The sequence below is a fragment of the Aquipuribacter aurantiacus genome, assembly GCF_051216895.1.
Lineage (GTDB): Bacteria > Actinomycetota > Actinomycetes > Actinomycetales > JBBAYJ01 > Aquipuribacter.
On sequence record NZ_JBPKAO010000005.1, the window covers coordinates 108,205 to 121,439 of the forward strand.

The following is a 13,235-nucleotide window of genomic DNA, read 5'->3' on the forward strand; positions in this document are numbered from 1 at the left end:
TCGAGGTCAGGTGCCGGTGGTACCCGGGTCCTCCCGGTCGAGGACGTCCTCGACGTGCAGCACGCCCTCGCGGTAACGACGGCCGAGCTCGGCGCTCAGGGCGTCCGAGGCCCGCTGCACCGCGGAGCGCATCTCGCCGATCTCCTGCTGCAGGGAGTCCAGGTGGGTGATCGCCCCGATGAGCTGCTCGTCGTCCAGCCCCGCGGGGTCGCTGGTGGCCGGGTCGGCGACCGCGGCCTCGGCGGCCCGGCGGTGCTCGCCCACCCGGCTCGGCTCGGCGACGACGTGACGGCCCAGGCCGTGGCTGGGTCCCGGCGGGTCGGCGAGGGTCCGGGACAGGCTGGCCACCAGCTCCTCGGTGCCCGAGCCGGTGCCGGACCCGGGACCGCCGCCGGCGGCACGCGCCTCCTGCTCGGCCTTGAGCAGGTCGATGCGGCCGTGAAGCAGGCGACGGGCGAAGCTGAGGTCGGTCTCCTCCTGCTCGGCCTCGGATCGCCGCGAGCGGAGCTCCTCCACGGGGATGTCGCGCAGGCCCGTGAGGAAGTCGTCGGACAGCACGTGGTCGATCCGTCGGCGGCCCCCGGTCTGCTGCATGCTCGCGATGGTAGGCCCTCACCACCGTGGACGCGGGGTCTGCGGCGAGTCCGACCGGCCCGGCGGCGCTACCGGGCCGGCAGGCCCAGCAGGTCGCGGGCGGCGTGGACGGCCATCGGTGGACGCTGCAGCTCGGTCGCCACCCGCGCGGCCCGGTGCACCAGGTCGGCGTTGGAGGCGACCGGGACGGGACCGTCCGGTCCACGCCCCCACACGACGGTGTCCTCCATGCCGACACGCAGGTGACCGCCGGCCGCCAACGAGGCCGCCAGCACCGGCAGGTGGCTGCGACCGATGCCGGTGGCCGACCACGACGTCACCTGCTCGGGCATCGCGGCCACGCAGGCCACGAGCGCGTCCGCGGTGCCGGGCATCCCGCCGGGGACGCCCATCACCAGGTCGACGTGCACCTTGTCGCCCGCGGGCAGGCCCTCGCGGTCCAGCAGGCGGCGCAGCGTGCTCAGCTGGCCCAGGTCGAACACCTCGAACTCGGGCACGATGCCGCGGTCGCGGCTGCGGCGGAACAGCTCGACGACGAACCCCCAGGGGTTCATGAAGACGTCGTCGCCGAAGTTGACCGTCCCGAGCGTCAGGCTGCAGGAGTCCGGCTCGGCGTCCAGCACCGCCAGCCGGGCGTCCATGGGGTCGTGGACGCTGCCGCCGGTGGACAGCTGCACGACCAGGGAGCAGGCCTCGCGGACGGCGGCGACCGTCTCGCGGACGCGGGGCAGGTCCAGGGTGGGGGCGTGGTCGGCGTCGCGGACGTGGATGTGGATCATCGCGGCGCCCGCGGCCTCGCAGGCGGCGGCCTCGGCGGCGATCTCCTCCGGCGTGGTCGGCAGCCGCGGGACGTCGGCCCTGCGGCTCTCCGCACCGGTGGGGGCCACGGTGATCATGGTCGTCGCCGGTCGGACGAGGAAACGGCTCACGTCGGGTCCGTCACGGTGCGACCAGCACGTCCTGCGAGGCGGCGACCCCGCCGGCGTCGAGGACGGCGTCCACGGGGGTGTTGCGCTTGACGACGGCGAGCGCGATCGGGCCGAGCTCGTGGTGACGCACGACGGTCGTCAGCCGCCCGACGACCTTCTCGCCGTTGCGCAGCTCGTCGCCCTCGGCCGGCAGCGTGTGCCCGGACCCGTCCAGGTGCAGCAGGACGATGCGACGCGGCGGGCGGCCCAGGTTGTGCACCCGGGCGACCGTCTCCTGCCCCCGGTAGCAGCCCTTCTGCAGGTGGACCGCGGTGCGCAGCAGGTCCAGCTCGTGGGGGATGGTGCGGTGGTCGGTCTCGTGGAGGTGGCGGGGGCGGCCGGCGGCCACCCGCAGCGCCTCCAGCGCCCAGGTACCGGCGAGCGGTCGGTCACCCAGCGCGGCGCCCAGGTCGGTCCGCGGGACGAGCACCTCGCGCCAGGCCCAGCCGAGCCCCGGGTGGAGGTCGTCGGGGCTGCCGTAGGCCACGGACAGCGGGCCGGTGCGCGGCCAGGGGTCCACCCAGGCCAGCGGCTCGCCGTCCACCGACTCCCGGCCCACCGGCTCGCCCAGCACGGCCCAGCCGTCGGTGACGTCGGCCACCTCGACGCGCAGCATGAACCGCATCCGGTCCAGGTAGGTGACGAGGTCCGCGGTGGTGCTGCCCTCGACCACCAGCCAGGTGGTGGTGCCGTCGTCGACCACGTGCAGGTCGTGCTCCACGTGCCCGTGCGGGCTCAGCAGCAGGGCCTCGACCGAGCGGCGCGGGGTCAGGTCGTCGAGCTTCTGGGTGGACAGGCTGTTGAGCCAGGTCAACCGGTCCGGCCCGGTCACCGTGACCACGCCCCGGTGGCTGAGGTCGACGACGGCCAGGCCCTCCTCGAGGAGCTTCTGCTCCTTGAGCGGGTCGCCGTAGTGCGCGGCCACCCCGGCGTCGGGGCCTGCGGCGCTCGTCACGGCGTCGGCGGCGGTGCCGCTCATGCGACTGACCTGATCATCGTGACCGACCTCATGCGACCTTCTTCAGACGGGCGGAGGCGTGCGAGCCCATGCCGTGCCCGACGGCGACCATGTCCATCGCCCACAGCAGGTCCCCGGCGACGTAGCCGTACAGCCGTGTGGCGGCGGAGTACTCCTTGGCGTCGCGGGACCGCGCCACCAGCTCGGTGCTCAGCTCGATCTTGCCCGCGTGGGCCTGGCCCAGGTACTGCTCGACGTAGCCCATCGGGTGGGCCAGGAGCAGCTCGACCTCGGTGCCGTCCAGACCCGCCTCGCCCGAGGGCACGCGCCAGAAACCGGTCTCGGTGGCCAGGGGCTCCGCGAGCGCGCCGTCGTCGCCCAGGGCCCAGGTGCGGGAGTCCCACCGCAGGAACGCCCGGCCGTCGTGGCTGACCACGACCTCCTGGCCGAACGGGACGGGGGCGTCGATCGACGGGTAAACCACCTCGCCGGCGCCCTGCCAGGTGCCCACCAGCCAGCCGATCGCCACCAGGGGACGGGCGAGGTCCTCGGGGAGCTCGATCGGTCGGGGGCCGGAGGGGTCGCCCACGCTCAGCGCTGGCCGGCGAACAGCTTGTAGAGCACGACGAGGCTGACCCAGCCGATCGCCAGCGACGACAGGACCAGCAGTCCGGTGAACACGACCTCTAGCCACAGCACCTGGGCATCGTAGCCTCGACGGCATGACGACGACGGCCCCCGGGGCGCAGGCGGCACGGCTGGTGGTGAAGGTCACGTGCGGGGCGGAGGCGCCCGAGCGGTGCAACCAGGCCCTCACGGTGGCGGCGACGGCGCTCGCGGCCGGGGCGGAGGTGTCGCTGTGGCTGACCGGGGAGGCGGTGGACCTGGCCCGGGTCGGCGCGACGGGGTTCACCCTCGAGCACGCCGCCGACCCGCTGGAGCTGCTGGCCGCGGTCCTGGCCGACGGTCGGGTGACGGTCTGCACGCAGTGCGCGGTCCGCCGTGGGCTGGCGGGTGAGGACCTGCTGGCGGGTGTCCGCATCGCCGGCGCGGCCGTCTTCGTGGCCGAGGCCCTCGACCCGGCAGCCACCGCCCTCGTCTACTGACGACCCGCCCGCCCGACCCGCCCGCCCGACCCGGCAGCAGGGCGGGGCGGGACGTGGTCAGGAGGTGACGGGGGAGCGGGTGGGCAGGCGGAGGAGGAACCGGTACACGGCGCAGCCCAGGCAGATGCCGAAGACGGCGTTCAGGCCGGCCGCGAACAGGGCGACGGCGGCGGAGGCGACGACCGCCCCGGGGACGCCGAGGGCCGCGAGCAGCAGGCCCACCCCCACCACGAGCAGCCCGACGAGCTGGGCGAAGCGGGGGGCGGCGGGGTCCTCCCACCAGGTCGGCGGCGCGAGCCGCGGCCGGACCAGGGTGCGGAAGAGCACGCCCCAGGGGCCGCGGCCGGGGCCCAGGGCGACGGTCGTGGCGAACAGCAGGGCCTGCAGGGCCAGCAGCCACCACGCGCCGGTGACCACGACGGCGGCCAGCACCAGTGAGGTCATGACCGCGGCGAAGCGGGGCCCGCGGGGGTCGATCGCTCCGGGCGGTCGGGAGCCGGGGGTGGCACCGCTCGCCGGGGGGCCGCTCGGCGACGTCACCGGTTCACCACGGTCGGGTCGGGGGCACCGGCGACGTCGGAGCCGGCCGCGGCGAACGGGGTGCGGCCGGCGGCCAGCGCGACGAGCGCCTGCCGGGCGACGTCGGCGTCGACGGGGCCGGGGTGCACGCCGACCACCTGGCCGTCCGCGTCGGCGAGCAGGACCGTCGGGGCGGTGCGCACCTCGAACCGGTCGACGAGCCCCGGTGCCCGTTCGGCCAGGACGTGGTGCACGGCGACCCCCACGTCGTCCTGCACCTCCCGGCGCAGCAGTGCGAGGGTCCGGGCGCAGTCGCTGCAGCTGCGGGTCCCGACCACGACCAGCGTCGCGGTCCGGCCCAGCCCGCCCAGCCCGGCCGGAGCCGTCTCGGTCGGCAGCACCAGCGGCCGGGTGCGGGGGTCGTCGGCGGGCGGGGCGAACGCCTGCCGGCCGCGGCGGTGCTCCCGCACCCGCCAGAGGCCACCGACCACGAGCACGACGGCGATCACGCCGACGAGGAGGAGGAGACGTTGGGAGAGCGGGTCCACGGCGGCGCCAACACCCGCCCCGGGCCCGGTCTTCCCCGGGTGTCCGAGGCGTGGGACGGCCCGCCCCCTACGTCAGCCCGGTCAGCCCAGCGTCAGGCGGGCGCCGACGTGGACCGCGAGGCCGGCCGCGAGCACGCAGGCCGCGCCCGCGGACACCGCGGCGCGCCGGTGGGACGTGGTGGGCTGGCGGTACAGCAGCACGTGCAGCCCCGCGGTGGTGACGCCGGACACCGCACCGATCACGAGGGCCTCCAGGACGCCGACGGGCAGCGAGGGCACCGACGAGGCGACCGCCCCGGCCAGCAGCCCGCCGCTGAGCACCGACAGCGGCAGGGTCAGGGCCCGCGGCCAGGGCAGGGTCATGGTGAGGGCCGCCGCGGTGCAGCCGAGCCCGCCGGCCACGGCCGGGCCCACGCTGCCGGTGCCCGCGTCGGCGACCAGCCAGCCGGTGCCGAGCAGGACGAGCGCCTGACCCGTGACGCTCGCCGACACGGACTCGACCAGCCGTGGCCGCCCGTCCCGACGTCCCATCTGGTGGACGAACGCGGCGATCACCCCCAGGGCGAAGGTGGTCGGGATCCACCGGAGCCCGTCCTCGCCACCGACGCCGACGACGAGCGCGCCGACGGCCCCGGTGATGGTGACGACCCAGCCGACGCCCCAGCCGACGGGCACCTGCAGCAGCCGCGTCCAGCCGTAGCCGACGGCGGCGACGACGGCCACGAACGCCACCGGGGCCCACCAGCCGCCGTAGGCGCCGCGCGCCAGGAGCGGGACGAGGGCCACGGCGGCTACCGCCACCAGCGCGCCGAGCAGGACGAGCAGGCGGGCGAGCACGCGGGCATCGTGCCACGACCGCACGCCCTATCCTTCGACCGCAGCGGGGGGACACCGGTAGCGAGGAGGATCGTGTGGCACGACTTGTGCTGCTCGGCGACGCGCTGAGCCCGTCCGCGCGAGCCCTGCCCGCACTGGCGCTGCTGCCGCACCGGGTCGACGTCCTGCCGGGTGTCCCGGGGGCGCTGGTGGACCTGGGTGACGCCGACGTCGTGCTGGTCGACTGCCTGCGTGACCTGGCCGCGGCCCGCGCCCTGTGCCGCCTGCTGCGCACCACGTCCCCGGAGCTGCCGGTCCTCGCGGTCATGACCGAGGGCGGCCTGGCCGCCGTGTCCGGGGACTGGGGCCTCAGCGACGTGGTCCTCAGCGACGCCGGGCCCGCCGAGGTGGACGCCCGGCTGCGCCTGGCCGTCTCCGTCCGGGTCGCGCAGGCCTCGGTGGACGAGACGCCGGGGGAGGTGGTGGCCGGTGACGTCGTCATCGACGAGAGCACCTACACCGCCCGGGTCCGACGTCAGGTGCTCGACCTGACGTACAAGGAGTTCGAGCTGCTGAAGTTCCTGGCCACGCACCCCGGTCGGGTGTTCACCCGGGCCCAGCTGCTGCAGGAGGTCTGGGGCTACGACTACTTCGGCGGCACCCGGACGGTCGACGTCCACGTCCGTCGGCTGCGGGCCAAGCTCGGCCCCGAGCACGAGCACCTGATCGGCACGGTCCGCAACGTCGGCTACCGGCTCGTGGTGAGCCGGGCGGCCGCCGAGGAGGACGCCGGCTGAGCCGGTCGTCCCCGCAGCAGCACCCCCCCCCGACACGAGGAGGGCCCCGACCGTCACCGGTCGAGGCCCTCCTGCTGCGTCAGCCGTGCGTCACGGCAGGATCGTGATCCTGCCCTCGCCGGCCACCGGGTAGTCGGCCGCGGTGACGACGCCACCGAGGTCGCCGGTGAGGTACTGGGCCAGCGCCTGCTGGTACTGCACGCCCAGGCGGACGAACGCGCTCGGCGGGTAGGCGTCGCCGCCCCCGAGCGAGAAGTCGTTCGAGGCGACCGACAGCGTGCGGTCGAGCACGACGACGCCGTTCTGGACGACGACCGTGCCGTCGTCCAGGACCACGCTGCGGATCCGGTCGCCGGGGACCGTCTCGACGAAGTTCGGGGCGCCGGAGTGCACGCGCGCCTGCCGGGACGGGTCGATGACGTAGGACGCACCGGAGATCTGGACGAACGCCCCGTCACCGGTGGAGGGCAGCGACGCCGCGCCCTCCTCGAGGATGCCCTTGAGGACCTGGGGCGTCATGGCGGGGGCGATGGACACGAAGTTCGTGAACGCCGCGATGCGGAACGTGTCGGCCTCGGTGAACGGGCCGACGGGCTGGTCGACGTTGCCGCGGATGCCGCCACCGTTGTGGAAGGCCAGGTCCGGGGCGGGGACGCCGAACTCGGCGGCCCGCTTCTCGGCCGCGGCGAACATCATGTCCGCCATCAGGTTGCCGCCGTTGGACTCCCGACCACGGACGTCGGGGGTCTCGAAGTCCAGGTTGACCTCGCTGGTGGCGAGCACGTTGGCGTCGAGGGCGTCCAGGTACGCCTGGACCGGCGCCTCGACGTCGGCCAGCAGGAACGCGTCGGGCTCGACGGCGTCCGGGCCGACGGGGCTCACCCGGTTGATGCCGGAAGCGGCCTCGTCGACGCTGATGACCTCACCGTCGCGGTCGAAGTTCAGCACCAGCTGGCCGGCGTACTCGTAGTTGCCGACCGTGGTGACGACCGGGACCTCGACGCCCGCGGCGTCGGTGGCGTACAGCGGGTACTCACCCGCTGCGGTGTCACCGGGGACGAGCAGGTCGCCGGGGGAGGCCAGCAGCTCGGCCCCGCCGCCGCCGATCACGGCGTCGACGCCGGTGACTTCCTCGACCAGGGCCAGCTCGGCGTCCAGGCCCTGCAGGTGCGACTGCAGGATGATGATGTCGACGCCCTCGGCGGTGAGCGCGTCCACCTGGGCCTGCGTCACGGCGACGACGTCGGGGTCGACCTCGACGGCGCCGGGGGAGGAGATGCTGGCCAGGGCCGGCGTCGTCAGGCCGATGACGCCGATGCGCTCGCCCTTCTCCCGCACGATGGTGCTGGCCACGATCCGGCCGTCGTCGGCCAGCGCGGCGAGCGCCGGCTCGCCGGAGACGTCCAGGTTGGCGGACACGAACGGCGTGCCCTCGACGGCCTCGATGAACTCCGCGAGGGTGTCGGGACCGAAGTCGAACTCGTGGTTGCCGATGGCCAGGACGTCGTAGTCCAGGTACTCGATGGCGACGGCGTCGTAGAACGGCGCCCCCTCCTGCTGGCCGGCGTTGAACGTGGCCCCAGCGAGGTAGTTGTCACCGGAGTTGAGCAGCAGGAACCCGCGCTTGCGCGACTGGCCCGCCGGCGGGCGACCCGTGACGGACTCCCGCTCGATCCGGTCGATGACCGACGCGAACCGGGCCACGCCGCCGTAGGCGTTGCCGTCGGCCGCCTGGGTCGGCACGAGGACGGACTCGCCGTCGTTGTTGTGCGCGATCGTCAGCGTGAACGCCGGCGTCGTGGTGCGCGCCTGCTGCGCGGCGGCCTTGCCGCGTTCGTTGCCGGGGGCGGCGGAGGCGGTACCGGCGGTCGCGGCGCCGGTGGCCGCGAGGGCGACGGCGGCGACCACGGCGACCGTGCCGCGTAGAGCCTGAGACATGTTTCTCCTGGGGGGTCGGTGACACGGGGTCTGACCCGGCCGCCCGGGGAGGGCGGGCCGGACATGTGCACACCCAACCTGGTGCATCCGGGTGAGCACCGGGTGAACGCTGCGACAACCCGGCCGGGAATTCCAGGGGCCTCGGTGAGCCATGACGCTGCGTGTCCGTCTGCTCGCTGCGCGTGGGGCCCTCGTCGGGCGGTCCGGCTAGGGTCCACGGATGGTCCCGCCCACGTCCGGCCGCACCCCCGACGCCCATGACGAGGTCATGGTCGAGCAGGTGGACCGGTTGCCGACGGACGACGTGCGGGACGTGCTGGCCCTGGTCGCCCGGGCCACGGCGGTCGACGGCGTCGCGCCGCTGTCGGAGCACGTCCTGCTGCACCTGCGCCAGGGCGGGCAGGAGCCCGGCCGCCACCTGCTGGTCCGGGACCAGGACCCGGGCCGGTCGACCGTGGTCGCCTACGCGCACCTGGACCCCACGGACCCCGTCGAGGGTGCCTCGGCGGAGCTGGTGGTCGACCCGGACCACCGCCGTCGCGGCCACGGCCGCCGGCTGGTCACGTCGCTGCTGGAGCTGTCGCGGGTGCTGGCCGACGGCCGGTTGCGGCTGTGGGCCCACGGCGAGTCCCCCGACGCGGGGGCGCTCGCGTCCGCCATGGGGTTCGACCGGGTCCGGGAGCTGTGGCAGATGCGGCGCAGCCTGTACGCGGCCCTGCCCCAGGTGCAGGTCCCCGACGGGGTCGCGCTGCGCTGCTATGAGCCCGGGGACGCCGACGCGGTCCTGGCGGTCAACACCGCCGCCTTCGTGGACCACCCGGAGCAGGGTCGGTGGACCCGCGCGGACCTGGACGCCCGGCTCCACGAGGACTGGTTCGACCCCGCCGGGCTGTTCCTGGCCGTCCGCGCCGACGGCTCACCGGCCGACGGCGAGCTGCTCGCCTTCCACTGGACGAAGGTGCACGGGGCCACCCGGCACGGCGACGGGGAGGCCGAGCACGCCCACGAGGCGATCGGCGAGGTCTACGTCGTGGGGGTGTCGCCCGCGGCGCAGGGGCGGGGTCTCGGTCGGCTCGTGACGCTGGTGGGGCTGCGGCACCTGCGCGAGCGCGGGCTGAACCAGGCCATGCTCTACGTGGACGCGGACAACCGGGCCGCGGTACGCACGTACGAGGGTCTGGGCTTCGCGCGCTGGGACGTGGACGTCCAGTTCTGCCGCCAGGTCTGACAGCATCGCCCCATGGCAACCGCGCGCCGACCCGCCCGTACCCCCTCGCCCGCGACGAAGCGGGCCCCCGCGGCGAAGCGGGCCCCCGCCAAGAAGACCTCAGCCAAGAAGGTCGCCGTCGAGAAGGTCCCCGTCGACAAGGTCCCCGTCGAGGAGGTTCCCGTCGAGACGGCCGCCACCGGGCACCCCGCGGCCACCGGGCTCACCTCGGGCGAGCCGGTGCTGGCCACCCAGGTCGACCCGGGCGCGGAGCCGTCGAGCACCGCCCGGGCGAGGCGGGCGCCCGCGCGACGGGCCACCGACGTGCCCGCCACCGACCCCCGGGGCGGCGACGACCTCGCCGAGCACCTGGGCGCGCCGTCCCCGCCGCACGCCGAGGAGCCCGACGACCTCCCCGAGGACCGCTTCGCCGACCGCGAGGTGTCGTGGCTGGCGTTCAACGAGCGGGTGCTCGAGCTGGCCGAGGACCCGGACATGCCGCTGCTGGAGCGGGCCCGGTTCCTGGCCATCTTCGCCAGCAACCTGGACGAGTTCCACATGGTCCGCGTGGCCGGGCTCAAGCGGCGGATCGCGACCGGGATCGCCGTCCGGGCCGCCTCCGGGCTGGAGCCGCGCGAGATCCTGCACGAGATCTCGCAGCGCACCGACACCCTGATGGCCCGCCACGCCCGGGTGTACCGCGACGACATCGCCCCGGCCATGGCGAGCCAGGGCATCACGGTGCTGCGCTGGGACCAGCTGGACGACCACGCCTGCTCCCGGCTCACCGAGCTGTTCCGGGCCCAGGTGTTCCCCGTGCTGACCCCGCTGGCGGTCGACCCGGCGCACCCGTTCCCCTACATCTCGGGGCTGTCGCTCAACCTGGCCGTGGTGGTGTCCAACCCCGCCACCGGCAAGCAGCACTTCGCGCGGGTCAAGGTGCCGCCGGTGCTGCCGCGGTTCCTGCGGGTGCCCCACGAGCTGGGCGAGGACGACGACCGCGCCGACTTCGTCCCGCTGGAGGACGTCATCGCCGCCCACCTGGGGATGCTGTTCCCGGGCATGGACGTCGTCCGGCACTCCACGTTCCGGGTCACCCGCAACGAGGACCTCGAGGTCGAGGAGGACGACGCGGAGAACCTGCTCCAGGCGCTGGAGAAGGAGCTGCTGCGCCGCCGCTTCGGTCCGCCGGTGCGCCTGGAGCTGGCCGACGACATCGCCGAGGAGGACGCCGAGCTGCTGCTGCGCGAGCTGGGCGTCACCCCGGACGAGGTCTACCGCCTGCCCGAGCCCTTGGACCTGCGTGGTCTGTTCATCATGGCCGACGTCGACCGGCCCGAGCTGCAGTTCCCGACGTTCCTGCCGCGCACCCACCGCGACCTGGCCGAGGTCGAGTCGGCCAAGGCCAGCGACGTGTTCGCCGCCGTGAGCCGGCGCGACGTGCTCCTGCACCACCCGTACGACTCGTTCTCCACGTCGGTGCAGGCGTTCCTCGAGCAGGCCGCCGCCGACCCGGACGTGCTCGCCATCAAGCAGACGCTGTACCGGACCAGCGGTGACTCCCCGATCGTCGACGCCCTGATCGACGCGGCCGACTCGGGCAAGCAGGTGCTGGCCCTGGTCGAGATCAAGGCCCGTTTCGACGAGCAGGCCAACATCAGCTGGGCCCGCAAGCTCGAGCAGGCCGGTGTGCACGTGGTCTACGGCATCGTCGGGCTCAAGACGCACTGCAAGCTCAGCCTGGTCGTGCGGCGCGAGCCCGGTGGGCTGGCGCGGTACTGCCACGTCGGGACGGGCAACTACAACCCCAAGACGGCCCGGCTGTACGAGGACCTGGGTCTGCTGACCAAGGACCCGCAGGTGGCCGACGACCTGGCCGTGCTCTTCAACCAGCTGTCCGGCTTCGCGCCCAGCTCGTCCTACCGGCGTCTGCTGGTGGCCCCCCGCACCGTGCGCCAGGGCCTGGTCGACCTGGTCGAGCGCGAGATCAGCAACCACGAGAAGGGGCTGCCCGCGGGCATCCGGCTCAAGCTGAACTCGATCGTCGACGAGGCCTTCATCGACTCGCTCTACCGGGCCTCGCAGGCCGGGGTGGACGTCGACCTCGTGGTGCGCGGCATCTGCGCCGTCCGCCCGGGCGTCCCGGGCCTGAGCGACAACATCCGGGTCCGCAGCATCCTGGGGCGGTTCCTGGAGCACTCGCGCATCTTCGCCTTCGTCGGCGGCGGTGACCCGGTGGTCTACATCGGCAGCGCCGACATGATGCACCGCAACCTGGACCGCCGGGTCGAGGCCCTGGTCCGGCTGGGGGACCGGCGTCACGTCGACCAGCTGATGACCCTGCTGGACACGTCCATGGACCCCGGCACGGCGTCCTGGCACCTGCAGCCGGACGGGCAGTGGGTGCGGCACCACCTGGACGACGAGGGCCGGCCGCTGGCGGACCTGCAGACCATCATGATCGCCGCCCACGGCGGGCGTTCGTCGGCGCGTCGAGGGGCCCGACGGCCGTCACCGGGCGTCCGGAGCCGGTGACTCCCTGACGTGTTCGTTATCGGACCGTGACCACGGTCCGGTGTGGTCGGGCAAGGTTCGACCTCCGTTCACCTCCTGGACATCTGAGGGGCTCTGCAGGGCTCTGCGGCGCGGTTAGTTTCGTGCTGCACCAAGCCCCAGCCCGGCCCTGACGGGCCCCCCCAGGAGGTAACTGTGAAGCGCTCCACCCTGACCCGCGGCGCCATCCCCGTCGCCGTCGTGCTGTCCTTCGCCCTCGCCGCCTGCGGTGACGACGGCGACGCGACCGACACCGCGACCGACGCCGGCGCAGCCGGCGCCGAGGACACCGAAGGCGGCGACGCCGGCGGCGAGGCCGTCAGCGGCTCCATCGCCATCGACGGGTCCTCCACGGTCGGCCCCCTGACCGACGCGCTGTCCGAGGAGTACGCCGCGGTCCAGCCCGACGTCATCATCAACCTCGGCATCTCCGGCACCGGCGGCGGTTTCGAGCGGTTCTGCGGTACCGGCGACACCGACATCTCCAACGCCTCCCGCGCGATCGAGGAGGACGAGGTCGCGCTCTGCGAGGAGAACGGCATCGAGTTCACCGAGATCCGCGTCGGCACCGACGCCCTGACCATGGTCGTCAACCCGGCCAACGACTTCGTGACCTGCCTGACCACCGACGAGATCGTGTCGATCTGGGGTCCGGACGGCGTCAGCAGCTGGGACCAGGTCAACCCCGAGTTCCCGGCCGAGCCGCTGGAGGTGTTCGCCCCCGGCGCCGACTCCGGCACCTACGACTTCTTCAACGAGACCATCCTCGAGCCGAGCGAGATCGAGGAGCCCCGGCAGGACTTCAACGCCTCCGAGGACGACAACGTCATCGCCCAGGGCGTCATCGGCACCCCCACCGCCTGGGGCTTCTTCGGCTTCTCCTACTTCCAGGAGAACACCGACACCGTGAAGGCCGTCGAGTTCGACGCCGGTGAGGGGTGCGTCGCGCCCAGCGTCGAGGCCGCCCAGGACGGCAGCTACGGCCTGACCCGTCCGCTCTTCATCTACCTGAAGAACGAGGCCCTGGAGCGTCCCGAGGTCGCCGACTTCGCGACGTTCTACCTGGACACGGTCAACTCGGTGATCGAGGACGTCAACTTCATCCCCGCCACCGACGAGGAGATCTCCGAGGCCCAGCAGAACGTGGCCGACGCGATCGCCGCCTCCGAGGGCTGATCTGCCCCTGGCCCCCGCCGAGAGGGTTCTCTACTCTCTCGGCGGGGGCCGACGG

General features: G+C 74.0%; 13 protein-coding genes. 5 read left to right on the top strand and 8 right to left on the bottom strand.

The genetic code is table 11. The annotated features are described in order from the left end of the window. Positions 1-6: 6 nt before the first annotated feature. The 4 genes from ACR80Q_RS08750 to ACR80Q_RS08765 form a co-directional block, all read right to left on the bottom strand. Positions 7-594, bottom strand: coding sequence for an RsiG family protein (locus tag ACR80Q_RS08750; protein WP_435377214.1), 588 nt, complete (start codon positions 592-594; stop codon positions 7-9). 68 nt (positions 595-662) lie between these two features. After that, positions 663-1,523, bottom strand: a complete 861-nt coding sequence (locus ACR80Q_RS08755) for a beta-keto acid cleavage family enzyme (protein ID WP_435377215.1) — start codon at positions 1,521-1,523, stop codon at positions 663-665. Between the two features lie 10 nt (positions 1,524-1,533). Beyond that, positions 1,534-2,541, bottom strand: a complete 1,008-nt coding sequence (gene ygfZ, locus ACR80Q_RS08760; protein WP_435377216.1) for a CAF17-like 4Fe-4S cluster assembly/insertion protein YgfZ — start codon at positions 2,539-2,541, stop codon at positions 1,534-1,536. A 28-nt stretch (positions 2,542-2,569) separates the two neighbouring features. Further along, complete coding sequence (locus tag ACR80Q_RS08765) at positions 2,570-3,109, bottom strand: heme-binding beta-barrel domain-containing protein (RefSeq protein WP_435377217.1); 540 nt, start codon at positions 3,107-3,109, stop codon at positions 2,570-2,572. A gap of 133 nt (positions 3,110-3,242) precedes the next feature. Between ACR80Q_RS08765 and ACR80Q_RS08770 the strand changes: the two genes are divergently transcribed. Further along, positions 3,243-3,626, top strand: a complete 384-nt coding sequence (locus tag ACR80Q_RS08770) for a DsrE family protein (protein WP_435377218.1) — start codon at positions 3,243-3,245, stop codon at positions 3,624-3,626. Between the two features lie 57 nt (positions 3,627-3,683). Here ACR80Q_RS08770 and ACR80Q_RS08775 read toward each other — a convergent pair whose 3' ends face one another. The 3 genes from ACR80Q_RS08775 to ACR80Q_RS08785 all read right to left on the bottom strand — a co-directional run bounded on the left by ACR80Q_RS08775 (position 3,684) and on the right by ACR80Q_RS08785 (position 5,530). Next, the gene (locus ACR80Q_RS08775) at positions 3,684-4,166 is read right to left on the bottom strand and encodes a DUF4395 domain-containing protein (protein ID WP_435377219.1); all 483 of its coding nucleotides are present in this window, start codon (positions 4,164-4,166) and stop codon (positions 3,684-3,686) included. Beyond that, positions 4,163-4,693, bottom strand: coding sequence for a TlpA family protein disulfide reductase (locus ACR80Q_RS08780; protein WP_435377220.1), 531 nt, complete (start codon positions 4,691-4,693; stop codon positions 4,163-4,165). The genes ACR80Q_RS08775 and ACR80Q_RS08780 overlap by 4 nt, the downstream gene beginning before the upstream one ends. Before the next feature lie 81 nt (positions 4,694-4,774). After that, a complete protein-coding gene (locus ACR80Q_RS08785) occupies positions 4,775-5,530 on the bottom strand; it encodes a hypothetical protein (RefSeq protein WP_435377221.1) in 756 nt (251 codons plus the stop codon). Positions 5,531-5,604: 74 nt separating this feature from the next. On the opposite strand from ACR80Q_RS08785, the gene ACR80Q_RS08790 reads away from it, so the two are divergent. Next, entirely contained in the window at positions 5,605-6,306 is a 702-nt protein-coding gene (locus tag ACR80Q_RS08790; RefSeq protein WP_435377222.1) for a response regulator transcription factor, read from the top strand. A 90-nt stretch (positions 6,307-6,396) separates the two neighbouring features. Here the strand turns inward: ACR80Q_RS08790 and ACR80Q_RS08795 are convergent, their stop codons facing one another. After that, positions 6,397-8,244 carry a bifunctional metallophosphatase/5'-nucleotidase gene (locus tag ACR80Q_RS08795; RefSeq protein ID WP_435377223.1) on the bottom strand — a complete coding sequence of 616 codons (1,848 nt, stop codon included), beginning with the start codon at positions 8,242-8,244 and terminating at the stop codon, positions 6,397-6,399. 220 nt (positions 8,245-8,464) lie between these two features. Here ACR80Q_RS08795 and mshD point away from each other — a divergent pair, with 220 nt between their 5' ends. The 3 genes from mshD to ACR80Q_RS08810 all read left to right on the top strand — a co-directional run bounded on the left by mshD (position 8,465) and on the right by ACR80Q_RS08810 (position 13,180). Next, positions 8,465-9,472 (top strand): mycothiol synthase, encoded by a 1,008-nt coding sequence (mshD, locus tag ACR80Q_RS08800; protein ID WP_435377224.1) that lies wholly within the window; start codon positions 8,465-8,467, stop codon positions 9,470-9,472. Between the two features lie 12 nt (positions 9,473-9,484). Continuing rightward, on the top strand, positions 9,485-11,986 hold the full coding sequence (locus tag ACR80Q_RS08805; RefSeq protein WP_435377225.1) for an RNA degradosome polyphosphate kinase: 2,502 nt from the start codon (positions 9,485-9,487) through the stop codon (positions 11,984-11,986). Positions 11,987-12,160: 174 nt separating this feature from the next. Continuing rightward, entirely contained in the window at positions 12,161-13,180 is a 1,020-nt protein-coding gene (locus ACR80Q_RS08810) for a PstS family phosphate ABC transporter substrate-binding protein (RefSeq protein WP_435377226.1), read from the top strand. Positions 13,181-13,235: the final 55 nt, after the last annotated feature.

Coding starts and splice junctions, on each gene's coding strand:
- ACR80Q_RS08750 (WP_435377214.1), bottom strand. CDS start 594: ATGCAGCAGACCGGGGGCCGCCGACGGATCGACCACGTGCTGTCCGAC.
- ygfZ (WP_435377216.1), bottom strand. CDS start 2,541: ATGAGCGGCACCGCCGCCGACGCCGTGACGAGCGCCGCAGGCCCCGAC.
- ACR80Q_RS08770 (WP_435377218.1), top strand. CDS start 3,243: ATGACGACGACGGCCCCCGGGGCGCAGGCGGCACGGCTGGTGGTGAAG.
- ACR80Q_RS08795 (WP_435377223.1), bottom strand. CDS start 8,244: ATGTCTCAGGCTCTACGCGGCACGGTCGCCGTGGTCGCCGCCGTCGCC.
- mshD (WP_435377224.1), top strand. CDS start 8,465: ATGGTCCCGCCCACGTCCGGCCGCACCCCCGACGCCCATGACGAGGTC.
- ACR80Q_RS08805 (WP_435377225.1), top strand. CDS start 9,485: ATGGCAACCGCGCGCCGACCCGCCCGTACCCCCTCGCCCGCGACGAAG.